This is a genomic window from Paenibacillus allorhizosphaerae (genome assembly GCF_042659105.1).
In the GTDB taxonomy this organism is placed as follows: domain Bacteria; phylum Bacillota; class Bacilli; order Paenibacillales; family NBRC-103111; genus Paenibacillus_G; species Paenibacillus_G allorhizosphaerae.
In genome coordinates this window covers 541,179-565,288 of sequence record NZ_JBHSRV010000002.1, presented here as the reverse complement: position 1 = coordinate 565,288, position 24,110 = coordinate 541,179, and the positions used below count along the sequence as shown (strand labels likewise).

The window sequence follows — 24,110 nt, the reverse complement described above, 5'->3', positions numbered from 1 at the left end:
CACCATCTTAATGCCGCAAGCCTCTTTTTACAAATAATATGCCGATCAGCATCGCAATTAACACAAGCACTACCGTGGCGCCCGGGGCCAAATCCCATAGGCCCGCCGAAACAAGGCCGAGCACGACGGCCAGCTCCGAAAACAGGATCGCCCAAAATATCGAATGCTTGAAGCTTCGCGCCACGAGCAAGCTGCACGCGACAGGAATCGTAAGCAGCGATGAGACGAGCAGCGCGCCGACGATCTTGATCGCTACGCTGATGACGAGCGCTGTCAGCATCGTGATCAATATGTTGTAAAACCGCAGCGGCAGACCGCTCACCCCGGCGGCATCCTCATCAAAAAAAAGCAGAAACATCTCTTTATAATTGACGAACACGGCGGCCGAGACGATGACCGCTACGCCGGCTACGACCCATAAATCGGTGTTGTCGAGCGTGTAGATGCTGCCGAAAAAATAGCTCATGACATTGATGTTAAAGCCTTTGCCGATCGTGAACAAAAACGTGGCGAGCGCAACGCCCCCCGACATAATGATCGCGATCGACAGCTCGGCGTACGTTTTGTACGCTTTGCGCAGTTTCTCAATGGCGAATGACGCCAGCAAGGCAAACACGAGTCCTACCCCGACCGGGTAAACGTTAATGAGAAATCCGAGCGCCACGCCCGCGATGGAAACGTGCGCCAGCGTGTCCCCGATCATGGACAACCGCCGCAGCACCAAAAATACGCCCATTAGCGGAGAAATGAAGCCGATCAGCAGTCCGCCGATCAGCGCCCGCTGAAAAAAATATTCCGAAAAAATGTCCAAGCGTGTTCTCTCCTATTCTGTCCCTGCCTCCATACGGGAAGGCTGCTCACCGCTCAAGGTAAAACCTCGAACGTTTCCATCTCCTGCTGCATCGAGTGGGTCAAATCGGTTTCACGGCAGTTCTCTGGCGCATGCGTATGCTTCACATAGAACGAAAGACCGCCGCTCTTTTGCAGCGGCTGCTCGCCGAGATACGATTTCATCATGTCCATATCATGGGAAACCATCAGGAAGGTGATATGATGATGCTGATGCATGTGGCGGATCATTTGGAAAAAGCTGTCCTGCGACTCCGCATCGATCCCTACGGTAGGCTCGTCCAAGATGAGCAGCTCCGGATTGTTGATCAGCGCTCTGGCGAGAAATACGCGCTGCTGCTGTCCGCCGGACAGCTGCCCGATCCGCCGGTCGGCCAAATCTTCGATCCGCATGGCGCTGAGCGCGTCGTCCGTCTTTTGCAGCTCGGCCTTGGACAGCCGTTTGAACATATTTTTTTTGCCGAACAGGCCCGAGTTGACCACTTCCCGTACGGTTGCCGGAAACAGCGGATTCAGCGCGTTCTTCTGTGGAACATAGCCGATGCGCTCCCAATCGCGAAACTGGCCTATCGGTTCTCCGAACAGACGGATTTCGCCGCGGCTCGGCTTCAGCAAGCCTACGATCATTTTCAGCAGGGTCGTCTTCCCTGCGCCATTCGATCCGATCAGTCCGACGAAATCGCGTTCGAGGATCGAAAAGTTCAAGCCGCTTATAACCGGTTTGTTCTCATAAGAAAAAAAGACGTCATCGATCGAGACGATTTGCCGATGACATCCGTTGGATTCAGAAATGTTCATAGTGCGATGCTCCTAACACAAAGGTCTCTCTTCTATTGTAATGCTTTTATCAAATTATTCAAATTGTTGTCCATCACCGATATATAATTGGCGCCAAGTTTCGCCTGCTCCTCCGTCAACCCTTCCACCGGGCTAAGGACGAGCGTCTCGACGCCCGCATCTTTAGCCAGCGTTTTGGCAAGCTTGTCGGAAACGAGTTCTTCGAAGAAAACATATTTGATCTGGTTGCTCTTAATGAATTGCAAAATGTCCTTCATGTCTTTGGAAGTCGGCTCGGCGTCCGGGGACAGCCCCATGATCGGTTTTTGCGTCAAGCCGTATTGTTTGGCCAAATAGCCGAACGACTGGTGCGTAACGACGATTTCTTTTTTCGGCGTCTTGGCCAGCTCCGTCTTGTATTTATTGTCGAGCTGATCGAGCTGCTCGGCATACTTCTTATAGTTCGCTTCGAAATCCGCCTGATGGGCGCTGTCCGCCTTGATCAACGCTTCTTTGATATTCAAAGCGATTTGCTTCGCGTTTACCGGACTCAGCCATACGTGCGGGTCGTATTCGGATTCGTGGCTGTCCTTCTTGCCCTTCTCCTCGTGGTCATGGTCGTGCTGCTCCGTGGCCGGCAGCAGCCCAATGCCCTTGCTCGCTTCGACGACGACGGTCTTCGAATCTTTCGGCATGCTCTTCAGCGTATCTTCCACCCAGCCTTCGAAGCCGGCGCCCAAGTAAACGAACAGCTCCGCCCTGGTCAAATTTTTCATATCGCGGCTTTTCGGAGACCAGTCGTGCGGCTCGACGCCAGCCGGAACCAAGTTAATGACGTTCACGTGTTCCCCGCCGATGTTGCGGGCAAAATCGTAAAGCGGGTAAAAGCTTGCGACGATATTGATTTTACCGGAAACAAGCGTGGCTTGGGAACGACCGCCGCAGGCGGAAACAAATAAAGAAAGTATCAATACGGCAATAAGCGGCAGGATCATTTTTCGAGATAAAGCAACAGACATCAATAACGCTCCTTTTCATACGCGACTATTAATCGTAATTTTTATTAACAAGCACGATTATACGTCCCGCCCATACAGATGTCAATCGATTCAAGGCGCTTTATCGGAAATTTTACAAATAATTTTTTTCATGTTAAGTTTAATATACCCTACTATACGGATAGGGGATTATTTATTTTGGAGGATGGTAACATGCCTGGCATTGCGAAAAACTTGACCGAACTAATCGGCAATACCCCTATGCTGGAACTGGGCTCCTTCGGCCAAGAAAACGGGCTGCAAGCCAACATTATCGCTAAATTGGAATATTTCAATCCTGCGGGAAGCGTGAAGGACCGGATCGGCTACGCGATGATCAAAGACGCCGAAGCCAAAGGATTGATAACGAAGGATACCGTCATCATCGAGCCGACAAGCGGCAATACGGGTATCGCCCTCGCTTTTGTCGCCGCTGCGTTGGGTTACAGATTGATCATCACGCTGCCAGACACGTTCAGCGTTGAACGAAGAAACCTGCTTGCCGCTCTAGGCGCGGAGCTGGTGCTTACTCCAGGTGCGGAAGGCATGCGGGGAGCGATTGAGAAAGCGGAGCAATTGGCCGCGGAAATTCCGAACGCATTCGTCCCGCAGCAGTTCAACAATCCGGCGAACCCGGAAATTCACCGCAGGACGACGGCGGAGGAAATATGGCGCGATACGGAAGGCGCTGTCGATATATTCATTGGCGGCGTCGGGACGGGAGGCACGATCACCGGTGTCGGCGAAGTGCTCAAGCAGCGGAAGCCCGGCGTGCAAATCATTGCGGTGGAGCCTTCCGATTCGCCGGTGCTATCCGGCGGCAAGCCCGGGCCGCATAAGCTGCAAGGACTCGGTGCCGGATTTGTCCCGCAAACGTTCAATCCGTCCGTCGTGGACGAAATTATTCAAGTCTCGGCGGAAGATGCGTTCACCGCCGCGCGCCGGTTGGCGCGTTCGGAAGGACTGCTTGCCGGCATTTCCTCCGGAGCCGCCGCTTTCGCCGCTGTGCAAGTGGCGAAAAGGCCGGAGAATAAAGGAAAAACGATCGTCGTGCTGCTTCCGGATACAGGCGAACGATATTTGTCGACCGACTTGTTCCAATAACCGCTTGCTGCATCCTCTTCGGATAGGTCATGGCCTCAACCATAACGGGTATCGGATCGCCGCCGGCGACTCGATACCCGTTGTTGTTTGCACCCGCAGTACGCAGCATTTGCCCGTACTGTTCCGTTTTTACTCTTGTGGTGTAAAACAATAAAGACCCCTTAGTCAAGGGGGCAGCCCATCGTGTTGAACCGTCTCATCCGGACATCTGCGGGATATCCTTTTTCAAGAGTTCAATATATTTCATTAGCTCGGCGATTGCCTCATATTTCCTCGTCAGTTGATGGTTTAGATTTTGCAGTGCAAGCTGGTACGATCGATCGATTTTTGAGTAATTTTGCCGGTCCAGGTCATTTAATAGGTCTTTCATATTTTCAATGTAATATATTGTTTTTCTTAGGCTGCTAATGACTAATATTTTTCTCAATTCAGATACCGTAAACATGCGATATCCATTTTCCTGGTCTCGTTCCGAATGAATTAACCCCTCCTTTTCCCAGTGTCTTATGGCAGAACTGTTTACCCCGGCAAGCTCCGCTGCTTTTCCAATCGTCATCCTATTCGTTATTTTGCCATTTCGTGATTTCGCAAAATCCACATTTTTAATCATCGCAAGCATCTCTTCCACTCTTTGTTTTTCTGCTTGCATTTGATACAGCTGATGGTTTAACAACCAAAGCGCTTGATTGATATCTCCCTTCTTGATGCTTCTCATTGCCTCATAAACTACGGGTATATCATATCCGCTTAATAACGATCGAATGGCAATAAAGGCTTGAACATGTACGGACTTATAGTATCTGTGATTGCCTGTTGTTCTTGGGACATCGGGAATTAATCCTTGCTCTTCATATCTCCTTAAAGTCGTCGTACTTACATTCATTTCTTCGGCAACGTATGCAGGTGAATATGTACGGTGCATTTCCCCACTCCTCATTATTGAAGTGAAACCTTCATGTGCTGCGTTAACATTTGAATCGAAAAACCGCATGTATGATCGGCATATCAACAGTAGAAACCGAAATATTGCATGAATGTTGTATGGTAGTATTATAAACAAATGAGGAGTGAATGCATTGAAAAAGTTCGTAACATTACATGACGGCTCACAATTGGAAGTCGGGTTAACCGGAAATCGCTCCGGTAAAGCCATTATGCTGCCGGTAGCAAAATCATCCGTCTACGGCCAAAAAGCCGAATATTTGAAAGCATGGGGAGTGGATCCTGAGTTAGGTAAGCATTTTGTTGAAGGGCTGTCCGACCCATTTCAAGTGTTGTACTTTGATTATGAAGGGCATCGATTTGAAAATCCGCAACCGGATCATCTCACACCAGAAACCATCGCAAATGATTTATTACGCATTGCCGATGAAATGAATATTGGGCCATTCAGTTACTATGGCTACTCTTGGCTCGCTCTTGTCGGGCTGCAATTGGCTATCCGAACGGATCGGCTGGAAAGCTTAATTATGGGCGGTTACCCGCCTTATGAAGGACCATACAATGAAATGCTGATCGTAACCGAAAAGACGTGCGAGCAAGCACTCAAAAATGTAAACGGATCTGAATCCCAACATGAAGTAAACAGCAGCCCTGAAGAAGTGGATTGGGATAACATCCAAGTGAAAGTAGATCCGAATCTTACGAAACAATTTTACACGATGTATAGAAGCTTAATGGAGTTTGATGACAAAGCGATTCAAGCCAAGTTAACCTACCCTAAACTAACGTTCGCGGGAGAAAAAGATACGATTGTTTATGGCGAACCGTTTGGAAGCGTAATCGTTGATATCGTTGGGTTATTACAGAAAAATGAAACCGAATTAAGACACTTTGGGTGGGATGTAGAAATAATAAGGGGAAAAGACATGGATCATACCAAAGCGATGCAGCCTGCTGCCGTACTCCCGTTGATAAAACCTTGGTTGACCGCTAATTTATTGTAGTTATGCCCGGAAAAAAAATAGGAGATTAAAAAAAGCCCCATCCCCGATCGACATTCGACCGGGAACAAGGCTAACAGGCGGTGTTGAAATTTCAGATCGCCGTCTATTCCACGCGTACCGCTTGCTGCTGGGCTTTGAGGCACAATTCCGCCGCTTTGAACGCGTGCTTTTGCGTCATGGCGTTTTCCGTACGGTTGATGCAGTCCAGAATCAACTGACCGAAGAACGGATAGCCGACTTGTCCTTTGACCGCAAAATGCTTCTCGCCTTCATGGTTGACCAAGTAAACGTGATCCCCCTGCTTTTCGCGGGCGATATCCGTATATTTGCGCAGCTCGATATAGCCGTCGGTGCCAAGGATAATCGTCCTTCCGTCGCCCCAAGTGCCGAGACCGTTCGGTGTCAGCCAGTCGACGCGGAAGTAGAACGTGGCCCCGTTGTCCCCGACCAGCGTCGCATCGCCGAAGTCTTCGAGCTCCGGATAGTCTTTGTTGTTGTAATTGGCAATCCGCGCGCTCGTAACGGTGGCGTCTTTGGCGCCGGTATAGTAAAGAAACTGTTCGATTTGGTGGCTGCCGATGTCGCACAAAATGCCGCCGTATTTCTCATGCTGGAAAAACCACTCCGGACGGGACGGCGCATTCAGCCGGTGCGGCCCCCAGCCCATCACTTGAACGACACGGCCGATGGCGCCTTGCTGAACGAGCTCGCCCGCGAACATCGCGCTCTCCACATGAAGCCGTTCGCTGTAGTAGACCATGTACTTTTTGCCGGTTTTCTTCACTGTCGCCCTGGCGGCTTCCAACTGCTCCAGCTTGGTGAACGGCGTCTTGTCGGTAAAATAGTCTTTGCCGGCCTCCATAACGCGGATGCCGAGCGGTCCGCGTTCCGAAGGAACGGCCGCCGCGGCGACGAGCTTAATGTTCGGGTCCTGCAAAATTTCCTCCACGGATGCAGCCGGTCTCGCTTGCGGAAACTTTTTCACGAAAGCTTCCACTTTTTTCGGGTCCGGATCGTACACCATGACCAAATCGGCGCCGGCTTCGATGAGCCCGTTGCACATGCCATAAATATGGCCGTGGTCCAGCGCCGTGGCGGCAAAAGCAAATTCGCCCGGCCCCACGACCGGATTCGGTTTCCCCTGCGGTGCGTAGTTCATTCCGTCGCTTGTCTGCATGAGTTTGAGCAGCCTCCCCATATCGGTGATCTTCAAATTGTTAACGTGAACAAACCTTATTTTACCACAGAACCATTAGGAATTTCATCAGAAACTGTAGCTAAAGTTAGCTGATCTCCTTGGGAGGCGGCTAAAATCATGCCCTGCGACAGCTCGCCCCGCAATTGGACAGGCTTCAGGTTCGTGACGCAAATCACTTTGCGGCCGACCATCTGCTCCGGCGTGTAATATTTGGCGATGCCCGAAACGACCTGGCGCTGCTCATTTCCAAGATCAAGCTGCAGCTTGAGCAGCTTGTCGGCTTTCTTCACCGGCTCGGCCGAAATGACCTGCGCGACGCGAAGCTCGACCTTGAAGAAGTCGTCGATCGAAATCTCGCCGGCCCCTTCAGCCGCAGCAGGCTCGGCTGACGCTTTCGCTGCGGTCGCTTTGGCTTCCGGCTTGGCCGGCTCCTCGGCCGCTTGCGCTGCGCCACCGCCCATGGAAGCGGCGATAAAGGCGATTTCCTTGTCCGCTTCCAGCCGCGGGAACATCACTTCGCCTTTCTCCACGCGCGTGCCTGCAGGTAGCGTGCCGAACGCATGCACCGTGTCCCAGCCGGTAAACGCGCTATTGTCGATACCGAGCTGCCGCCACATCTTCTTTGGCGTCTCCGTCATGAACGGCTGCAGCAAGACCGAGGCGATGCGCAGCGATTCCACCAGGCAGTAGAGCACGGAGCCGAGCACCGGACGCTTCGCTTCGTCTTTCACAAGCGCCCAAGGCTGCGTTTCGTCGATATATTTGTTCGTGCGGCTGATCATTTGCCAAATCGAGGCGAGCGCAACGGAAAATTCCAGCTTCTCCATCGCTTCTTCCACTTTGGCGGCGGAGGTGCGAACCGTCTCCAGCAGCGCAGCGTCAAATTCCGTCGCTCCTTCGATGTAAGGCTGCACCGTGCCGTTAAAATATTTGTCGATCATGACGACGGTGCGGCTGAGCAAGTTGCCGAGATCGTTCGCAAGGTCGAAATTGATCCGTTCCACGAAGCTTTCCGGCGTGAACGTCCCGTCCGAGCCGAACGGCACTTCGCGCATCAAATAATAGCGAAGCGCATCGAGGCCGTACCGGTCGATCAGAACGACCGGGTCGACGACATTGCCTTTGGACTTGGACATTTTGCCGTCTTTCATGAGCAGCCAACCGTGGCTGAATACTTTTTTCGGCAGCGGCAGCCCGAGCGCCATCAGCATGGACGGCCAAATGATCGTATGGAAGCGGACGATCTCCTTGCTCATCAGATGGACGTCGGCCGGCCAGAACTTGCTGTATTTCGAATCGTCCTCGCTGCCGTAGCCGAGCGCGGTGATGTAGTTCGAGAGCGCGTCGATCCAGACGTAGATGACATGCTTCGGATCGCCCGGAACCTTGATGCCCCAGTCGTAGGTCGACCGCGAGACGGCCATGTCTTCCAGCCCCGGCTTGATGAAGTTGTTGATCATCTCGTTGCGGCGCGATTCCGGCTGAATAAAGTCCGGATGCTCCTCGTAAAACTGAATGAGCTTATCGGCGTACTTGCTCAAGCGGAAGAAATAGCTCTCCTCCTTCACCCACTCCACCGGACGGCCGCAATCCGGACAATTGCCGTCCACTAGCTTGCTCTCAAGAAAGAACGACTCGCAGGGCGTGCAGTACCAGCCCTCGTAATGGCCGAGATAAATATCGTCCTGCGCCTTCAGTTGGTTGAAAATTTTCTCGACCGCCTGCTTATGGCGCGGCTCCGTCGTGCGGATAAAATCGTCGTAGCTGATGTCCAGCTTTTTCCACAAGTCTTTAATGCCCGCGACGATATCGTCGACGAACTGCTGCGGCGTCTTGCCTGTTTCCTGCGCTTTGCGCTCGATCTTTTGCCCGTGCTCGTCCGTTCCCGTCAAATACATGACGTCGTATCCGCGCAGCCGCTTATACCGGGCCGTTACGTCTCCCGCCACCGTACTGTAAGCATGGCCGATATGCAGCTTGTCGCTCGGATAATAAATCGGCGTCGTAATGTAATAGCTTTTCTTCGTTTCACTCATTGGCTTCTTCCTCCTTCAGAAAATACAAAAAAGCTCTCATCCCTTTGGGACGAGAGCCTTGCGCTCACGCGGTACCACCCAACTTCCCCCATACTTGCAGCAGCTTTATGCCGGTAAAATACCGGATGCCGCCGGGGCTTAGCAGCCGGACGTTCGCCGCAACTGTTACATCGCAATTCAAGAGATGTCAGTTGTCAGTTTGCTCCGACCTTCCGTTAACGCCGGAATTGCGATGAAGGCTTGCCGCTAACGCCGTGCCGGACCGTGCCCGCACCTGCGGCTTAGCTGCCGCTCACCCTCATATCCTCCAGGACCATCTTCCTTCGCGTCCGCCAACCGGTTCTCAGCTCCCCCGGCTCTCTGTATGGCTTTCATGCCGGCACGGACAAAGCGAGTTCTGCCCAATCCGTGACAGCGAACGAAGTACTTATCCGTTCACAGGATGTTATGCACAATATATCGAATCTGACCAGACGTGTCAAGGCACATGGTCTACGCCGCCCGGATGAAACGGATGACACTTGCAGATCCGCTTCACGGCGAGCCAGGAGCCGCGCACCGCCCCGTGCCGCTCCAGCGCCTCCAGCGCGTAGGCGGAACAGGTCGGGTAAAATCTGCAGGTCGGCGGCTTGAGCGGCGAAATCACCTTCCGGTAAAAAAGAACGCCGCCCTTGAGCACTTTATTGATCAATACGGCCCACCGTCCTTCCCTCATCCTTCTTCCATGTTCTCATCATGCCAAGGTGCGGCCCGAATGTCAAACGAACGGGACGCAACCGGAAAAAGACCCGCAGCGCCGGTCTCCTCAGCCCGGGAACGAGTCTCCTTCGATATATGTCCTTTTTCATATCTTCTCTATGAACTTACGAAAATATGCTTGAACCTGCGCTGCAGCGCGCTTACCGGCTGGATCAGCTCGACGCCGAGCGATCGTTCCACCCGCCGCGCGGCCTCCGTCATCGAAAGCTGCGTCACGACGACTTTCTCCGATCGGCTTCGGATCAATTCTTGAAGAAAAGATTCCACCTTCTCATCATATGCCTCTGCACGGCCCTGCAGCAACAGCTGGAAACAATGATCCGCCACCGCCGCCACCGCATTCAGCTCTGCGCCTTTGGCGGCCGCATGCTTTCGCAGCCGTTCCATCGTTCCTTCCACCGTCGCGGGATTCGTAAACGCCAGCACCGCTTCTCGGCTGTTGTCCAGCAAATCGTCAAACCATGGTTCATCGATCGGAATAACAGGTATGGAGCTCCGGTTATGTTCCGCCGGATCCGGGGACGCATCGAGCAAGGCGATATAATTCGTACAGGTAATGATGATCGCTTCCACGCCGCTGCCTTCGATCCAGGCAAGCTGTTCCTTCACTTTGGCGGCCGCCTCCGCCATCCCGGCCTCGCGTCCGGTCAGTCGGTGGATCAGTCCGGGATCGACAAAGTGCAATAGCTCCGTTCCTTCGGACGTTAGCGCCTCCTCCACGTAACGAATATTGGAATGGTGCGCGTGCAGGCATCCTATGCGCATTTGCTTCCTTTTGTTCATAACGATCAGCTCCATTCGGGTACAGCGATCTCTCTATCATATGTTTACCGGAGGCTGCAATGCAATACCGCTACGAACAGGAACGCCGCATGAATGGATCTGGCCGCCGCAAGCGGCGAAACTATTGCGCCGCTTCCACCGAATCCGAGCCGGTAGGCGACGACCCGCCGTACGGGAACCGATCGCGCTGCGACTGTCCGGCGCGGTAATCCAGCATTTGCCCCGCTCCGAGTGCCGTGCAATCCAGCGGATGCTCTGCAAGGTGAACGGGGACGCCGGTTTCCAAGCGGATGCGGTCGTCCAGTCCGCGGAGCATCGCCCCGCCGCCGCAAAGCAGAATGCCGTGCTCCACTACGTCGCCGGCCAGCTCCGGCGGGCACTGCTCGAGCGTAGAACGGATCGCCTCGACGATGATCCACAAAAAATCGTCCAGCAGGCCGAATATTTCCGCCGACGAAATCGTGACGGAACGCGGCAAGCCGGTGATCAAGTCTCTGCCCTTAACATCGATGGACGGCGCGTTGCGGTCCGGCTCAACCGCCGTGCCGATCCGCTTCTTGATTTCTTCGGCCGTCCGTTCGCCGATCGCGAGGTTATAGGCGCGCTTCACGTAGTCGGCGATATCCTTGTCGATAGACATCCCTGCGCGACGTACGGTATGGCTGACGACGATACCGCCCAGCGACAGCACCGCCACCTGGCTCGTTCCTCCGCCGATGTCCAGCACGAGCGAGCCGACCGGCTCATCCACGGGCAAACCGGCTCCGAGCGCCGCGGCCAGCGGCTCTTCGACCGCTATCGCCTTCTTCGCCCCTTTGTGCACAACCGTATCTTCTACCGCGCGCTTTTGCACATTCGTAATCCCGCAAGGAACGGAAATGTACACCTGCGAACTCCGGAACCACGGCGTTCGCCCCTGAATTTTTTTAATAAAATATTGCAGCATTGCCGACGTCACATCGAAATTCGCAATGACGCCGTCTTTGAGCGGATAGATGACATCGATATTTCCCGGCGTTCGCCCGATCATCGCCTGCGCCTCTTCCCCGACGGCTTTAATCTCGCCGGTATCTAGACGAACGGCCACAACGGACGGCTCTCTCAGTACAATGCCTTTTCCTTGCTGACATATCACCGTATTGGATGTGCCCAAATCGATGCCGTACAACGCATCCCATCGTTTTAACATGTTTTGTTGCCTCCTTCATTGTTGTAATCGCCGGATGCGGACGTCGTACCATGCAGCAGCGGAAGCCTTACCTCGAAGCTCGTTCCTTTCCCGAACTCGCTTTCCACCGTGATATCCCCTTGATGCAGCTCCACCAGTTCCCGGACAATTGCCAGTCCTAAACCGGTGCCGGAGTTTTTCTTCGAGCGCCCGCGGTCTACCTTGAAGAACCGCTCCCAGATCAATTCCTTATCTTCCTCGGAGATGCCGATTCCCGTATCGGATACGGAGAAATGCAGCTTGTCTGCGCTGCTCCACGCTTTAATCGTAATCAAGCCGTTTTCCGTAAACTTCACGGCGTTCTTTACCAAATTTCTAACGATTTGCTCAAGCCGGTCCGGGTCCGCATATGCATACGGCAGCGACTCATCCACATGCAATTCAATCTTGGTGTGCTTGTCCGCCGCTTCCGGCTGCAGCGTAAAAGCGACGTGATGAATGAGCCGACTGACGTTGACAGGACTTGAATGCAGCGCAATTTCGTCGTTCTCAAGCTTGATCAAATCCATAATATCGTCGACCAGTCTGCTCATATGCAGCGTTTCTTTATAAATAATGTCGTAGTAACGAGGCTTGGCCGCATCGTCGATCAAGTCGTCCTGCAGCGCTTCGAGAAAGCCCTGCATGGCGGTAAGCGGCGTGCGCAATTCATGGGAAATGTTGGCCAAAAAATGCTGCCGAATTTGCTCCAGCTTGCGCTTCTCCAGGTCGATCCGCTCCAGCTTCCCCGCCATCTGATTGATTGTCGCGGCAAGATCGCCGATCTCGTCCTTCGACGGGATGTCGATGCGCTCTCCGTAGTCGCCCATGCCGATTCGGCTCGCCGCCCGGTCGATTTGCCGCAAGGGCCTGGAGATCGACCATGATAAGTACGAAGCGATCGCCACGGAGAAGACGAGCCCGAACAGTGTGACCCAAAGAATCGTCTCGCGAATGTTGTTGATCGTTTCATTCATCCCGATGACCGGGGCATGCAGCACGATGCCGCCGTATACCTGGTTATCTTTCCCCCAAGGCACAACGACGGACAGCATCGACTCCTTCAGCCCCTCGAACTGCAAATTGAGCACCGCATCGTCGCCCTGGGTCACTTTGCGAACGATCGACGCATCGACGGATTTCCCTACGGACACCTCGTCCTTGCTTGACGTCGCGACGATTTTGCCTTGTCGGTCAAAAATCCAGATCCGGTTATCGAACGACTGGTCGTAAAACAGCAGCAGTTCCTTCAAGCCTTCTCCGCCGGGCGCAACGTTTTGAATGGAAAGATTGATACGCTTTGCTTTGCGCAGCAGCTCCTCCTGCTTCGAATGCACGATGTAATCTTTCGTCCAATACGACATCAGAAGCCCGGCGAAACAAAGTCCGAGAAGCACCGTGATCATATAACTGAACAGCAGACGGCGAAAAATGCTCCGATGCGTACCGAAAATCATTGCTGTACCTCGAACTTGTACCCGACCCCCCACACGGTGTGGATGCAGTCGTTCCCGAGCGGGTTCAGCTTCTCGCGCACCTTCTTCACATGAACGTCGACGGTGCGGATATCGCCGATAAAATCGTAGCCCCATACTTGCTCCAGCAGTTGTTCTCTTGTGTAGACCGTCCCGGGAGACTTCGCCATGTGCGTCAGCAGGTCGAACTCTTTGGGGCGCAAAATGATTTTTTCCTCCCCGGCGAGCACTTCGCGCCGATCCGGAATAATCGTCAGTCCGTCAAACTCGTAAATTTGCTGCGTTTCCTGGTCGCTCCCGCTTCGCCCTTTCTGCATTCGGCGGAAGATCGCCTTAATCCGGGCGACGAGCTCTCGCGGGCTGAACGGCTTCGTGACGTAATCATCCGCTCCGAGTTCGAGACCAAGCACACGATCGAACTCGTCGCCTTTGGCCGTTAGCATAATAATCGGAATATCGAATCGCTTCAATATTTCCCGGCACGCTTCGTAACCGTCCATATTCGGCATCATGACGTCGAGAATAATAATATCCGGCGATTCTTTCTCCACCAGCTCCAGCGCTTCTTCACCGTCCTGGGCTTCGATCATTTGAATATGCTGCTTTTCGAAATATAGCCGGATGATCTCCCGTACGTTCGGATCATCGTCGGCCACGAGCACTTTCCAAGGGTTCATCGATACCGCTCCTTTAGCAAATGGAGTACTATAGTCTTCTCCATTACCCTCAAGTTTGCGGGGGGAAACACGAAAAAGGAAGCCATTTCCTTTTTCCAAGCCGGAAAAAGAAAGCGGCTTCCCCGTATATTCGTTACTTCGTTGTGCTTGGACTGGTCGTACTGCCTGCCCCGGTGGTTCCTCCACCCGCCGATGATGATGGCGCCTTGGTCGAACCGCTATCCGCGCCGGCCCCCGTACTGCTGGAGCTGGAAGAGCCTGTGCTGTCAGAACCCGCAGAAGGCTTGCTTGTGCTTGACGAGCCAGGGCTGCTGGAGCTTGAAGCACCCGGCGTAGTCGAGCTTGACCCGCCCGGGCTGCTGGAACTGGACGATGAACCGGAAGTGCTGCCGCTGCCCGTTGAGGACGAGCCTGCGCCGGCTCCTGTACCGCCGCTTGTGCCGCTGCTTGATCCAGAGGTCGAACCGCCCGGCGAAGTCGTATCCGATGAAGATGGAGCTTTGCTGCCGCTGTCCTTCGGTGTCGTACCGGCAGGAGCGTCCTGAATCCCCCCTTCTCCGCTGGAGCAACCTGCGAGCAATCCGGCAACCAACACCCCCGATAACATCATTCCTGTGTACCATTTTTTCATGGACATATTCATTCTCCTCTCCGTTATGGTTCGGTTATGATCTTACACAACCAATCTACCCTAAAATGATGATCATCCTGTGGGTATTCCGTAACCGAAAGGTTAAAAAAATATGATCATTTCATGAATCGTCCAGCAAACGACAAAAAACCCTACCAAAATCATGCTTTGTGTCGAATGATTTAGGAAGGCGTCTCCACGACATGCGGGCGCCGAACCATGTTTTTTTGAAGGGTGTGACGTCCGTGAGCAATTCCAAGCAATTTATGCAAGGCCAGCTGAGAAGATGGAAATCCGCCGCATCGCAGCTGATTTCTTCCGGCGAGCCGACATACGAGTTGGAGAATTTGGAGCTGGAAAACGACATTTATGACAAATGCAAGCAGATGGCCGAAGCGGAGCAAACGACCGTATCTGCGGTAGTCCATTATATTCTTGAGCAGTATTTTGCGGGAAGATCCCATGAATTGATGGTGCAGGCGACGATGGAGCAGAAAGAGAAAAATCCGCTGCTGCAACTGGATGCGCTTGTCAAACGCAATGAAAAGTTTCGGGGGGAGGAATCCGGCCTATGAGCGACGATCACGTGAATTACCCGCAAGCTATCTTTTTGGAGCAATCGGCTCTGACCGCGTTTATGAACCCGGAGGATCCGTATTATTTGAAAGCAAGATCGTTATTCTTCGATCTGGACGATATGGACAGACAGCTCGTCACGACCAACAACGTTTTGTTCGACACGCATCAATGGCTGCGCAATCATTTTGATTATGCGGATGCGCAGTTTTTCCTCAATACGATGGACAAAGCGGTGCAGAAAGGCGTGCTTACCGTCATTTCCGGACGGCCCGAACTGGAACAGGAAGCGAAGCGGCTCATCCTCGAATTCCCGAACTACCAATTCTCGCTCACCGAGGCGTTGATCGCGGTCGTGATGCTGACGTACCAGATGAAGCGCATTTTTACATTCAATCCGAATTACGCCTTTTTGTCCAAACTCGACCGGGAAATCAAAGTCATCCCGAGCGTATGGTAAACAAACGCAAGCGAAAAAACCGGCGGTTCCTTATACGGAACGACCGGTTTTGTTATAAGAGCAGAATTTATAAGTTTTCAGCGGAGCTGAACAATTCTGATCTTTCAAGAGCTTCCGCTAAAACACGTATGTATCTTCATCGAACGGCTTCGATTAGAAGCTTTACTTATTGTGTCGTCGGTCAGCGAACCCGCTCCAGCCGGTGCTCCTCGATAAGCTCCAGCGTCCGCGAGCGGTTCGCCGCGTAAGCCAGTATTTGACTCGCAATGTTCGGATACAACACGATCTCGTGCAGCTGCCGCAGCGGAACCCACTTCACGCCGCACTGATTCTCATCGGGCCTTGAAGGCATCCGCGGACGCGACCCTTCCTTGATGCGGCAGTCGAACATAAGGCTCAGGCTGTGTGTATCGCCGTACTCTCCATGGTTAAAATGCGGCGCATATTCATAGACGAGGGCAATCGGTCCGACTTCGATATCGACGGAAGCTTCTTCTTTCGCTTCGCGGATCACCGCCTCCGTGACCGACTCTCCCGGTTCGGCCCCGCCGGCCGGCAAATTGTAATGGATGCCGTTCTCGTCCTTGAATTCAATGAGCAGCACGGCATCGTTTTCTATGATGAGCGCGCAAGCTCTTACCCGAATATGATAGTTCATCGATTCTCGCCTCCCTGCAGCGATTATACCATAATATGGGTGATCGGGAGGTGGTTGTATTACACACGAAGATGCGGCGATCGGCGTCGGCTTAGACCTTTCTCTCTCCCGGCTTCCCTTGATCTTTTTTCCCATACCGATTTGATATCGGTAAAATTGACGCTCGTCGTTTCGACCCGAATGAGCACCTGCCCGGCGCCAATGCGGGGGTATGTCAACGTCGCTGTACGCCATCGTTTCCGGACCGCCGAATTGTGCAACGAGAATGGCTTTCATAACAGGTTCCTCCCAACGTCTGATTCAAATGGGCATTATTGCCTTTGCAATGCCGCTCGCACCATCTCCAGCATTTGCTCCAGCCGATCCGGGTGGCAGGCGATAATATACGGCTCCGGATTCATCCCTTCGAACGGGTTCCCGTCAAAATCAACAACGGCCGCTCCCGCTTCCTTCGCCATCAAAATACCCGCGTACAGATCATCGCCTTCCGAATTGTACAAGACGATGCCGTCAAGATCGCCTCGGGACAGCATGCACCACAGCAGCGCCGGCGCCCATATCCGCAGCACACGCTTACACTTTACGTCCAGTTCATGCTTGAGCCGCATCGCGCGCTCGTCTTTTTGCACCTTGTGTCCTTGAATCCATCCTACCGTCATCTTCGCTGCGCCGGCGCCGGGACGCGCGATCAGCGATCGGCTGTTCATTAGCGCGCCTTGTCCTTTCTCCGCAATGTATACATGACCCAAGTGGGAATCGTAAATGACGCCGAGTACAGGGTCTTTCCGGTAAAGCAACGTGATGGACACGCCGTAAACGGGAAGTCCGATGGCATAATTATTCGTTCCGTCGAGCGGGTCGACCAGCCAGAGCCAGTCCCCTTCCACGCCGGACCAGCCGGTCTCTTCGCTGCGGATTTGATGGTCCGGGAAACTCGCCGCAATCCTGCTCAATATTTCCCGTTCCGCAAGCAGATCAACTTCGGTAAGCAGGTCACCGTCATCGCCTTTGGACATAATTTCTTTCTCTTTGTCAAAATATTGTTTCGCCAACTGCCCCGCGATCGTGGCCGCTTCCACTGCGACTTCTCTTGCCCTGCTCAACAAAGATTGCATTTACCTTACATCCTCCCACTTGGTCCACATCGATTCGGGGTTCAGCTCGTATACTTCCTGTTCCCGAAACATGAAGTGATGCATAATCCATTCACGACGAATCGTTGCAAAGTCGTCGTGAAACTTTTTGATGAATTCGTTCAGTTCCGCTTCGGCGTACTTTTTCCCTTGCTCCAGTTCGGAAACGATCCGTTCCAGCACGATCAGCTTCTTCTTGTACTGCGCCGGAAGATGCTTCAAACGGCCATCCTTGGTAAAAAAGTTTTTCAGCACCGACGCCTTTAATTTCTCGTTCTCCACGGCGTGTTCCTCCTTTTCCTCCGGATGCTGCTCGAATAAAAATGCAACCGACGCTTTCGCGTTTTGCTCGAGAAAATAGCGGTTTAACTTGAAATAAATCGTGTTCTTGTCCCTACGCTCATGCAGCAGCGCGGCTTCCCTCAGTTTCATCGCATGGTGGGTGACGGTAGCCGGGGAAAGCTTCAAACGATCCGCCAGCTCTTGACCGCTTAACTCTCCGTGGGACAGCAAAATAAGCATCCGGATTCGGGTCGGGTCTGCCATTGCCTTGTGGTATTGGACGATTTTATCGAGTTGAATCATGGAGCCGTTGATCCTCCTTCGCAATAAATCATAATTCGAACGTCATCTAATTAGATACTATTTGAAACAAAATGAAATGTCAATGGATTCAAAGGGCTGCCTCCGAATCATCAAGGCCCCCCTGTTGTGACATTCCCATATCAAGTTTCGCATTAATGGGACTGCTCCGGCTCCAGCGTATAAAAGTCGAGCCACTCGCCCGTATGCGCATCCAGCACGGACTTATAAGCCGACTCTGTCGTCGGGACGAGGCGGTAGCGAATGGAAGCGGACGGGTTCGTCAGCAGTACGCTGTCGCTGGCGTAATAAGCTTCAACGCGGTAACGGCCGAGCATCAGCTTCCGCACCTCCTCCTTGGAGATGAGCGATGGTCTGCTCTGCGGGTAGGCGGCAGGCATCAATTGATTATCAAGTCTCATCCATTTCCCCGTTACGGGACTGATCGATACGGTCACCTGCTGCCGGTCTCCCCAAATGCCGTCGATGCGGCGCTGATACGTAAACAAATACTCCGGATTCGAGACCGTAATGCCGTCCGTAAGTCGAAGCTCCGATCGGACCCGGTATAACTGATGCGTATAGGAAGGCAGCAGATGCCTGAGTGTTTCTTCCGCCGACATTTCCGCCTGAGCTTCGCTGATCGAGGGCACGGTGATCCAGGAGAACGAGCCGCTGTTATCGGTCGTGCATTGCACGATGTCCCCGGACACGGTACTGACTTCAACGAAGTAAGAAGCGGCCCTGTCTTCGGCTTGGGGAGGAACTTTCACCTGGAACAGCCATGACCTGCTGCCTTCCCTGGCATTTTCCACGGCGACGTCTGCCGGCAGCCCGAGCTTTGCACGTGCGGCTTCGACCGCTTGTTCGAGCGATAAATTCAAGTTCTCACCCGGCATCTCAGCTAGCGGTTTCCATGTAACCGGACCGCGGACCTCCATCGTACCGGAGCTGTCAATCCAATGGCCGTCCATCGCATCCAATGTATCGTACAAACGGGGGACAATGGCGTGTACAGGTGACATTTGATCGCGGGAAACCGGCGGTGTCCTATAGATGGTCTTGGCTAAAAAAGCATCTGCAAAAGCAAGTTCGGCTTCTTCCTGCGTCATCCTTTGTTCCTGTTCTATTCCGTTGAAACGCTTGTTGTCGCTCCAGAGCAAATCATAGGAAATTTCATCGCGGTTTGGATGGACGGTTACCTGAAAGTAATTATCAGGGAAGGGCAGTCCGTTCACCGTCCGGATGTAACGGAAGGAAGCTGAGGAGCCATCCAGCCTGTTCCACCGATTTTGTAATGGATTGGCCGGCGTCTGATCCAGCATCCACTCGGCGTCCGAAGCGGGCGAATGGTCCGCGATCAAGCGCTCCATCCGTTGTTTCAGCGCTGCCGGATCGTTCGCGAGTTCCGAAAGTCCGGGTACGATGACCGTATCCCGTTTGGTAAACCAGTCAACCGTCCCGTCGCCCGCGCTTAAAGTAATATCGCCAGACCCGACTACCGTACCGTCTTGTTTCTTGTAAAAAATGACGCTCCATCGCTTAGAGCTGACATCCGTCCTCAACAGATGGACGCCTTCCAAGGCATACTCTTCGGTAAACCCGAGGCGCTGCCGTGCAAGCTCGATCGCCTTGCTTTGGCTGATAGACACATGCTCGCTGCCGTTAGGCTGCCGGTCTTTGTCGTCTTGATGGATATAAACCCAACCATCCCCGAAGTCCCCCTGTAGATGGTGCCATTCGTCTCCCCGCTCAACGGGCAGTATGGTTTGCGGATCGATTACGCCGACTTCGCCGGAAAGCCCAAACGGATATTTGTACAAGGTCGCTTTGGTATCGAGCGTTATTGGTTCTTCAGGCGGCCGGAGCCGCTCGGGTAATGCATAGGCGGGATTAATCCATTTGTCGCCTGTATGCGTGCGGATATGGTACCAGGAACGCCACTTTCCGATAACGTGCAGGGGACCGGATAGCGTCTTCCCGGAATTGAGACCGATGAGCGGGGCATCGAACAAGTACACCGGAGCATCAGGTACAAGTTCCGTCTCCACCGGTTCGACGTTATCCAGCACACCTTCCCTCGGGCGAATCCATTTGTCGCCGACCCACGTGGAGACAAGAAAAAAACCCGTATCGGCGGAAAAGCCAAGCGGCGCGATCGTTTGCGGAGACAAGTACAAGCCGGTTCCAGCATCGTCGCTGGGGCGATCATACAACTGCTCGCTGCCGATGAGCGTCATCTCGCCGGACGGCCTCAGAGCGGAGACGGCATTATCGGAAGGTGCAGCCGACTGCGCCTCGGCGGCGATTGCCTGTGCAGCTACCGGGTATTCGGCTGTTGCACAAAGCGAAGCGGCTAATGCTATTGAACATGCAAGTCGTTTCTTCATAGCTATGGGAAATCATCCTTTCCGGAACCAAATGACATCAATGCAAAGGATTGAGGCTCAGTACTGATGTAACGAAGTCCGATGCCGAATTGTTCCACCCGAGCATAGAACGTATATAAACATTTTATCGCGTACGCGCCATAGCACAACACAAATTTGTAAAAAAGATCCAATGCAAAAATGCAGGAAAAACACACTTCGTGTTCTCCTGCATCTTTAAGATGATCCTATGGCCTATTGCTGACCGTGTTGTTCTCGATGACCGTACCGGTTCCTGCATCCTGCTTGATCGCCTCCGCATGACCGACCAGCGTATTTCCGGTAACTTTGGTGTCTTGCGGATCGCCGGCGCCAAGCCCGTTATTGCTCGGGTCGCCGTTATCGTGGGCAAGCCATATGCCGACAGACTTTTCTATCGTCTCGTTGCGAATGACGTTATCCCGCACAATCGTTCCGATGGCGTGCTTCATTGTAATCCCGCTGCGCATCGGGGCTGCATCCGGCTGCCCGGACACCGATTCAATCTCGTTATGCTCGATGAGCGTGTTGGGCGTGCCCATGATCACGACGATCCCGTCCATCGAATTGCGAATCACATTATGGTGAATATGGTTATACGGACCGGCAGCGCTGTGATTGTTCGGCGGCGTTCCGCCGGTGTTGCCCGCGCCGATGCCTGCGCCTTTTTGCGTGCCGTACACATGGTTGCCGTATATTTCGTTATACGACTCCCCGTCGCCGTGCAAATCGATGGAATCGAGCCGGGTACGGTCGAACGTGTTGTTGCGCACCGTATTATGATGGGCCGCATAGCCGAGCAGCGCGCCGTGGCGCAGCGAGACGCTGCCGTCGAACTTGCTGTTTTGCACTACGTTATAGCTTGCGTCTTCTGCCGGCCCTTTGGCCCCGAATTTCGGCGTGCCGATGAACGTTACGCCGTAGCCGGCGCCGCCGCCGCCCATATCCGTCGCTTTGCGGAAGATGCAGTCATCCACGACCACGTCATGCGCCTTGCTGATGCGGACGCCAGTTCGCTCGAATTTCTCGACCGCCACCCGCTTGATCCAAATATTGGACGGCGCCGGCCCCGAACCAGATTTGTCGATGTAAATGCCTGCTTTCGGGCCTCCCCGTAGTTCGCTGTTCTTCTTGTGGTCCGTTGGAAACGTGCCCTCCCAGGACGAGCTGATCGTTAGATCGGATATCACGATGCCACTGCGGCCCGTCATATCGATGACGGCAGAATTGCTGTGGGTGAGCAGGCTTGCGCCCCCCGGCTGCGCACGGTTGTCGAAGTCCGAGTCAAGTACAACCTCGTCCCGGCTTTGCCCGCGCAAATTCACCCCGTTTTTCATGATCAAATGGGCGGCGCGATTGACTGAATCGACGCTTTTCAGCGCATACACGCCTTTGGGAAAATACACTTCATCTCCCGGGCGAGCCGCTTGCAGCGCACGCGCAACCGCAGGGCGGTCGTCCTTCCCGTCATCCGCCGGATCGGCGCCGAAATCGACGACGTTCAGCGTCTTGCCTTTGACCGGATTCGGATCGGGCAGCTTATGCTCCGTCCCGTCCGGGTTCACAAGGCCAGCCTTAACCGACGACATCGGCATGGCCGGTTTCGACGGCTCCTCTTTCTTGGCCGCTGCCAAGCCCGGCGCCTCGGCGGACTGGCCGGCTTGTTGCGCCCCTTGAACAGGCGCAGGGAGCGGATTCGCGGGAGCAGCGGTTTGGCAGCCGCTTGCGATAAACAAGAAGGAGGCGGTCAACAGCATATGAAATCTCATCAAGGAATTCACCTCGGCATGAAATTTACGGACAAGGCACCGCCGTCCGCCGCGGAATGGAGCGTGTATACCCATGAAACGTCTCCAGCGTTCACTTGAACCGCCTGCTTGCCCGCTGCGTCGCTCCCGAGCCAGATCAAATCGGCATGCTGAGAGCCGGCGCGATAAACCGTGATGAAATCGGCTCGGTCTCCCGTTTGCCGATGGAGCAATCCGGCATACGGAATCGACGGATCTTCTGCAGTCCCCGGGACGCAGGTCAGCCGCAGCTGCGAAGCCGGAAATAACAGCGTCGACATGGCGACCGCACCTCCCGGTTCGCCGCGCATCAGCGTATGGCACAGTTCTCCCGTTTCCCCCGAGAACACGGATTTCCTATTGACATAGGCGTACGGACCGCTATCGCTAAAAGATCCCTCCTCCGCAGTCCACGACCCGCCTTCTTGCGGATCGAGATGACGGCTGTGCATCCACCAATCGATCGTATTCGCTTCCGTCAGCTTCACTTGAAACCAGTCGAACAGCAGTCCGTCCGTCAGCAGCAAATGGCGCTCCATCTCGCAGCCATCGTAAGCCCCGGTCGTACGAAGCTGGCAGTAGGTTCGGCCTTCCGCTTCTTCGAACCGGACGCACTCCCCTTCGTGGGCACGCTGTGACAAGCCGCCGATCAGGACGGTGTTATGGCTGGCCGTCGCCGCATACCACTCCTTGCGCATCGCGGAGCCGTAAGGCACCATGCCCATATCCGGCGCAATCTGGACGCCGTCGCATTCAAGCGATATATGCAGCTTGTCGTAATGTCCATGCGAGCCGCCATGAGAACCGAAATCCGTGCAGAACGACAGACTGCCCCGCCCTCTCCCGACAGCAAGGCCGGATTCCTTGAACAATACGGACGGACGGGCCGTTGAGGTGACCGGTCCGCCCCAGTCGCCTTCGCCGTACAACAGCGCCTCGAGCCCTGTCCGGACCGGCGCTCCGTTTAGCTGCCGATACGCTTCCGACAGAACCTGTTCGTACTCCTTATTGCCGAACCGGCTCATGCCTGCCTCATATACTTCCACGATTTCCCGGGCGTATGGCCCCCGACGGTAAGGCCCGTCGTGCAGCGCCGGCAAAAAACCGCTGTCGTCCGCAAGCAGAGCAGCCGCATCCAGCATGCCGCGCAGCGACTGTCCCTGAGCCCCGTGCAGCCCGGCCAGATCAATGCCTTGCCGCAAAGCCATCTCGGCGGTAATCCAATACGCCCGCAGCACGAAAATATGGTAATAAAGGGTTCCCTCATACTCCAATTGATCCGGCTTGACACCGATGGTCAGGTGACGAATATAACCGGCTTCGCCGTCTTGGACAAGCTCGGCCATGCGCTCGCGGTCGCCTGTCGCCGCGTACACGCTGGCAAGCGCCGCGTTGAGCCACGCAGTGTAATTGCTTTCCGGACTTTTCCGGTCGACGACGAGCACCTGCCGGGCGCTGCGCATGTTGTCTCCCAGCAGTTTGAAGAACGTCTGAAACGCTGCGTCTCCCTTTTCCGGAGCATACCCGTGATCCGCAAGCAGCAAATAGGCGCGAATGAACGTCGTCGCCCAAATCGCCTCCGTCAGCGCCTGGTGGAACGCCCGCCCCTTCAACATCCACGGCTCGGCGTCCGGATGAACCGGAAAGCGCGGATACTGCAGCGCATAGCGATGCAGCACGCTCGCGCTCCACGCCGCATACCTGGTCTCACCGGTGCCTGCATATACCGCCGCCGCTTGCAGCGCCAGCCGCACCAGCGACTGATGCTTTACGACGAGCCATGCGCCGCGATAGGGCTCGCCCGTCAGCGTGCAGCCTTTCGGGCAGCGGTAGCGCGTCGCGTCGCTCTCCCTTTCGTCAAAGACCAGCTCCGTATGATGCTCCGGGCATACGTATTGATGCCACCAGCCTCCCGGTTCCTCCGGGATATGCGTCTCTTCCGACAGTAACGGCTCTAGCGCGGCCTGAAGCCGTCGCAAGCTCTCCTGCGCCCATGAATAACAGGCCGTTTTTTGTTGAATGTTCAT

General features: G+C 54.3%; 22 protein-coding genes and 1 pseudogene. 5 read left to right on the top strand and 18 right to left on the bottom strand.

The window, feature by feature from the left end; genetic code table 11:
• Nucleotides 1–7: 7 nt before the first annotated feature.
• From ACFQI7_RS11115 to ACFQI7_RS11105, 3 genes are read right to left on the bottom strand one after another with little or no spacing between them, the layout of a single operon-like run.
• Nucleotides 8–811, bottom strand: coding sequence for a metal ABC transporter permease (locus tag ACFQI7_RS11115; protein WP_218099197.1), 804 nt, complete (start codon nt 809–811; stop codon nt 8–10).
• Nucleotides 812–864: 53 nt separating this feature from the next.
• On the bottom strand, nt 865–1,647 hold the full coding sequence (locus tag ACFQI7_RS11110) for a metal ABC transporter ATP-binding protein (protein WP_218099198.1): 783 nt from the start codon (nt 1,645–1,647) through the stop codon (nt 865–867).
• A gap of 32 nt (nt 1,648–1,679) precedes the next feature.
• The gene (locus ACFQI7_RS11105) at nt 1,680–2,645 is read right to left on the bottom strand and encodes a metal ABC transporter substrate-binding protein (protein WP_218099199.1); all 966 of its coding nucleotides are present in this window, start codon (nt 2,643–2,645) and stop codon (nt 1,680–1,682) included.
• Between the two features lie 192 nt (nt 2,646–2,837).
• On the opposite strand from ACFQI7_RS11105, the gene cysK reads away from it, so the two are divergent.
• Nucleotides 2,838–3,767 carry a cysteine synthase A gene (cysK, locus tag ACFQI7_RS11100; RefSeq protein ID WP_218099200.1) on the top strand — a complete coding sequence of 310 codons (930 nt, stop codon included), beginning with the start codon at nt 2,838–2,840 and terminating at the stop codon, nt 3,765–3,767.
• A 196-nt stretch (nt 3,768–3,963) separates the two neighbouring features.
• Here cysK and ACFQI7_RS11095 read toward each other — a convergent pair whose 3' ends face one another.
• Nucleotides 3,964–4,689, bottom strand: coding sequence for a MerR family DNA-binding transcriptional regulator (locus ACFQI7_RS11095; protein ID WP_218099201.1), 726 nt, complete (start codon nt 4,687–4,689; stop codon nt 3,964–3,966).
• Nucleotides 4,690–4,843: 154 nt separating this feature from the next.
• On the opposite strand from ACFQI7_RS11095, the gene ACFQI7_RS11090 reads away from it, so the two are divergent.
• Nucleotides 4,844–5,713, top strand: a complete 870-nt coding sequence (locus ACFQI7_RS11090) for an alpha/beta fold hydrolase (protein WP_218099202.1) — start codon at nt 4,844–4,846, stop codon at nt 5,711–5,713.
• Between the two features lie 103 nt (nt 5,714–5,816).
• Here ACFQI7_RS11090 and ACFQI7_RS11085 read toward each other — a convergent pair whose 3' ends face one another.
• The 7 genes from ACFQI7_RS11085 to ACFQI7_RS11055 all read right to left on the bottom strand — a co-directional run bounded on the left by ACFQI7_RS11085 (nt 5,817) and on the right by ACFQI7_RS11055 (nt 13,848).
• Nucleotides 5,817–6,890 (bottom strand): Gfo/Idh/MocA family protein, encoded by a 1,074-nt coding sequence (locus ACFQI7_RS11085; RefSeq protein WP_218099203.1) that lies wholly within the window; start codon nt 6,888–6,890, stop codon nt 5,817–5,819.
• Between the two features lie 56 nt (nt 6,891–6,946).
• Nucleotides 6,947–8,947 (bottom strand): methionine--tRNA ligase, encoded by a 2,001-nt coding sequence (gene metG / locus ACFQI7_RS11080; protein WP_218099204.1) that lies wholly within the window; start codon nt 8,945–8,947, stop codon nt 6,947–6,949.
• A 478-nt stretch (nt 8,948–9,425) separates the two neighbouring features.
• Complete coding sequence (yidD, locus tag ACFQI7_RS11075; protein WP_218099205.1) at nt 9,426–9,662, bottom strand: membrane protein insertion efficiency factor YidD; 237 nt, start codon at nt 9,660–9,662, stop codon at nt 9,426–9,428.
• A 140-nt stretch (nt 9,663–9,802) separates the two neighbouring features.
• Complete coding sequence (locus ACFQI7_RS11070) at nt 9,803–10,489, bottom strand: aspartate/glutamate racemase family protein (protein WP_218099206.1); 687 nt, start codon at nt 10,487–10,489, stop codon at nt 9,803–9,805.
• A gap of 121 nt (nt 10,490–10,610) precedes the next feature.
• Nucleotides 10,611–11,678, bottom strand: a complete 1,068-nt coding sequence (gene mreB, locus ACFQI7_RS11065; protein ID WP_218099207.1) for a rod shape-determining protein — start codon at nt 11,676–11,678, stop codon at nt 10,611–10,613.
• The gene (locus ACFQI7_RS11060; protein ID WP_329958233.1) at nt 11,672–13,153 is read right to left on the bottom strand and encodes a sensor histidine kinase; all 1,482 of its coding nucleotides are present in this window, start codon (nt 13,151–13,153) and stop codon (nt 11,672–11,674) included. Before ACFQI7_RS11060 ends, mreB begins: the two co-directional genes overlap by 7 nt.
• On the bottom strand, nt 13,150–13,848 hold the full coding sequence (locus ACFQI7_RS11055) for a response regulator transcription factor (protein ID WP_218099208.1): 699 nt from the start codon (nt 13,846–13,848) through the stop codon (nt 13,150–13,152). Before ACFQI7_RS11055 ends, ACFQI7_RS11060 begins: the two co-directional genes overlap by 4 nt.
• 20 nt (nt 13,849–13,868) lie before the next feature.
• On the opposite strand from ACFQI7_RS11055, the gene ACFQI7_RS11050 reads away from it, so the two are divergent.
• From ACFQI7_RS11050 to ACFQI7_RS11040, 3 genes are all read left to right on the top strand, one after another.
• Nucleotides 13,869–14,393: a hypothetical protein gene (locus ACFQI7_RS11050; protein WP_218099209.1), complete on the top strand. Its 525-nt coding sequence runs from the start codon at nt 13,869–13,871 to the stop codon at nt 14,391–14,393.
• A gap of 331 nt (nt 14,394–14,724) precedes the next feature.
• Nucleotides 14,725–15,054, top strand: a complete 330-nt coding sequence (locus ACFQI7_RS11045) for a hypothetical protein (protein ID WP_218099210.1) — start codon at nt 14,725–14,727, stop codon at nt 15,052–15,054.
• A complete protein-coding gene (locus tag ACFQI7_RS11040) occupies nt 15,051–15,515 on the top strand; it encodes a type II toxin-antitoxin system VapC family toxin (protein WP_218099211.1) in 465 nt (154 codons plus the stop codon). Before ACFQI7_RS11045 ends, ACFQI7_RS11040 begins: the two co-directional genes overlap by 4 nt.
• A 181-nt stretch (nt 15,516–15,696) precedes the next feature.
• On the opposite strand, the gene ACFQI7_RS11035 is transcribed toward ACFQI7_RS11040, so the two are convergent.
• The 7 genes and pseudogenes from ACFQI7_RS11035 to ACFQI7_RS11005 form a co-directional block, all read right to left on the bottom strand.
• The gene (locus ACFQI7_RS11035) at nt 15,697–16,173 is read right to left on the bottom strand and encodes an NUDIX domain-containing protein (RefSeq protein WP_218099212.1); all 477 of its coding nucleotides are present in this window, start codon (nt 16,171–16,173) and stop codon (nt 15,697–15,699) included.
• Nucleotides 16,174–16,283: 110 nt separating this feature from the next.
• Nucleotides 16,284–16,449: pseudogene (locus ACFQI7_RS11030) on the bottom strand (quinone oxidoreductase family protein); the annotation flags it as partial.
• A 35-nt stretch (nt 16,450–16,484) separates the two neighbouring features.
• On the bottom strand, nt 16,485–17,288 hold the full coding sequence (locus ACFQI7_RS11025; RefSeq protein ID WP_218099213.1) for an inositol monophosphatase family protein: 804 nt from the start codon (nt 17,286–17,288) through the stop codon (nt 16,485–16,487).
• The gene (locus ACFQI7_RS11020; RefSeq protein WP_218099383.1) at nt 17,289–17,888 is read right to left on the bottom strand and encodes a DUF2087 domain-containing protein; all 600 of its coding nucleotides are present in this window, start codon (nt 17,886–17,888) and stop codon (nt 17,289–17,291) included. It abuts the gene before it with no gap.
• A gap of 155 nt (nt 17,889–18,043) precedes the next feature.
• Nucleotides 18,044–20,278: a hypothetical protein gene (locus tag ACFQI7_RS11015; protein WP_218099214.1), complete on the bottom strand. Its 2,235-nt coding sequence runs from the start codon at nt 20,276–20,278 to the stop codon at nt 18,044–18,046.
• A gap of 227 nt (nt 20,279–20,505) precedes the next feature.
• A complete protein-coding gene (locus ACFQI7_RS11010; protein WP_218099215.1) occupies nt 20,506–22,065 on the bottom strand; it encodes a right-handed parallel beta-helix repeat-containing protein in 1,560 nt (519 codons plus the stop codon).
• 8 nt (nt 22,066–22,073) lie between these two features.
• Nucleotides 22,074–24,110 carry a heparinase II/III domain-containing protein gene (locus tag ACFQI7_RS11005; protein ID WP_218099216.1) on the bottom strand — a complete coding sequence of 679 codons (2,037 nt, stop codon included), beginning with the start codon at nt 24,108–24,110 and terminating at the stop codon, nt 22,074–22,076.

Excerpts from the sequence above, each read along its gene's own strand:
- ACFQI7_RS11050 (WP_218099209.1), top strand. The coding sequence starts at position 13,869 with ATGGAGTACTATAGTCTTCTCCATTACCCTCAAGTTTGCGGGGGGAAA.
- ACFQI7_RS11060 (WP_329958233.1), bottom strand. The coding sequence starts at position 13,153 with ATGATTTTCGGTACGCATCGGAGCATTTTTCGCCGTCTGCTGTTCAGT.
- cysK (WP_218099200.1), top strand. The coding sequence starts at position 2,838 with ATGCCTGGCATTGCGAAAAACTTGACCGAACTAATCGGCAATACCCCT.
- ACFQI7_RS11110 (WP_218099198.1), bottom strand. The coding sequence starts at position 1,647 with ATGAACATTTCTGAATCCAACGGATGTCATCGGCAAATCGTCTCGATC.
- ACFQI7_RS11025 (WP_218099213.1), bottom strand. The coding sequence starts at position 17,288 with ATGCAATCTTTGTTGAGCAGGGCAAGAGAAGTCGCAGTGGAAGCGGCC.
- ACFQI7_RS11035 (WP_218099212.1), bottom strand. The coding sequence starts at position 16,173 with ATGAACTATCATATTCGGGTAAGAGCTTGCGCGCTCATCATAGAAAAC.
- ACFQI7_RS11040 (WP_218099211.1), top strand. The coding sequence starts at position 15,051 with ATGAGCGACGATCACGTGAATTACCCGCAAGCTATCTTTTTGGAGCAA.
- yidD (WP_218099205.1), bottom strand. The coding sequence starts at position 9,662 with ATGAGGGAAGGACGGTGGGCCGTATTGATCAATAAAGTGCTCAAGGGC.
- ACFQI7_RS11070 (WP_218099206.1), bottom strand. The coding sequence starts at position 10,489 with ATGAACAAAAGGAAGCAAATGCGCATAGGATGCCTGCACGCGCACCAT.
- metG (WP_218099204.1), bottom strand. The coding sequence starts at position 8,947 with ATGAGTGAAACGAAGAAAAGCTATTACATTACGACGCCGATTTATTAT.
- ACFQI7_RS11105 (WP_218099199.1), bottom strand. The coding sequence starts at position 2,645 with ATGTCTGTTGCTTTATCTCGAAAAATGATCCTGCCGCTTATTGCCGTA.
- ACFQI7_RS11055 (WP_218099208.1), bottom strand. The coding sequence starts at position 13,848 with ATGAACCCTTGGAAAGTGCTCGTGGCCGACGATGATCCGAACGTACGG.
- ACFQI7_RS11085 (WP_218099203.1), bottom strand. The coding sequence starts at position 6,890 with ATGCAGACAAGCGACGGAATGAACTACGCACCGCAGGGGAAACCGAAT.
- ACFQI7_RS11010 (WP_218099215.1), bottom strand. The coding sequence starts at position 22,065 with ATGAGATTTCATATGCTGTTGACCGCCTCCTTCTTGTTTATCGCAAGC.
- ACFQI7_RS11095 (WP_218099201.1), bottom strand. The coding sequence starts at position 4,689 with ATGCACCGTACATATTCACCTGCATACGTTGCCGAAGAAATGAATGTA.
- mreB (WP_218099207.1), bottom strand. The coding sequence starts at position 11,678 with ATGTTAAAACGATGGGATGCGTTGTACGGCATCGATTTGGGCACATCC.
- ACFQI7_RS11005 (WP_218099216.1), bottom strand. The coding sequence starts at position 24,110 with ATGAACATTCAACAAAAAACGGCCTGTTATTCATGGGCGCAGGAGAGC.
- ACFQI7_RS11015 (WP_218099214.1), bottom strand. The coding sequence starts at position 20,278 with ATGAAGAAACGACTTGCATGTTCAATAGCATTAGCCGCTTCGCTTTGT.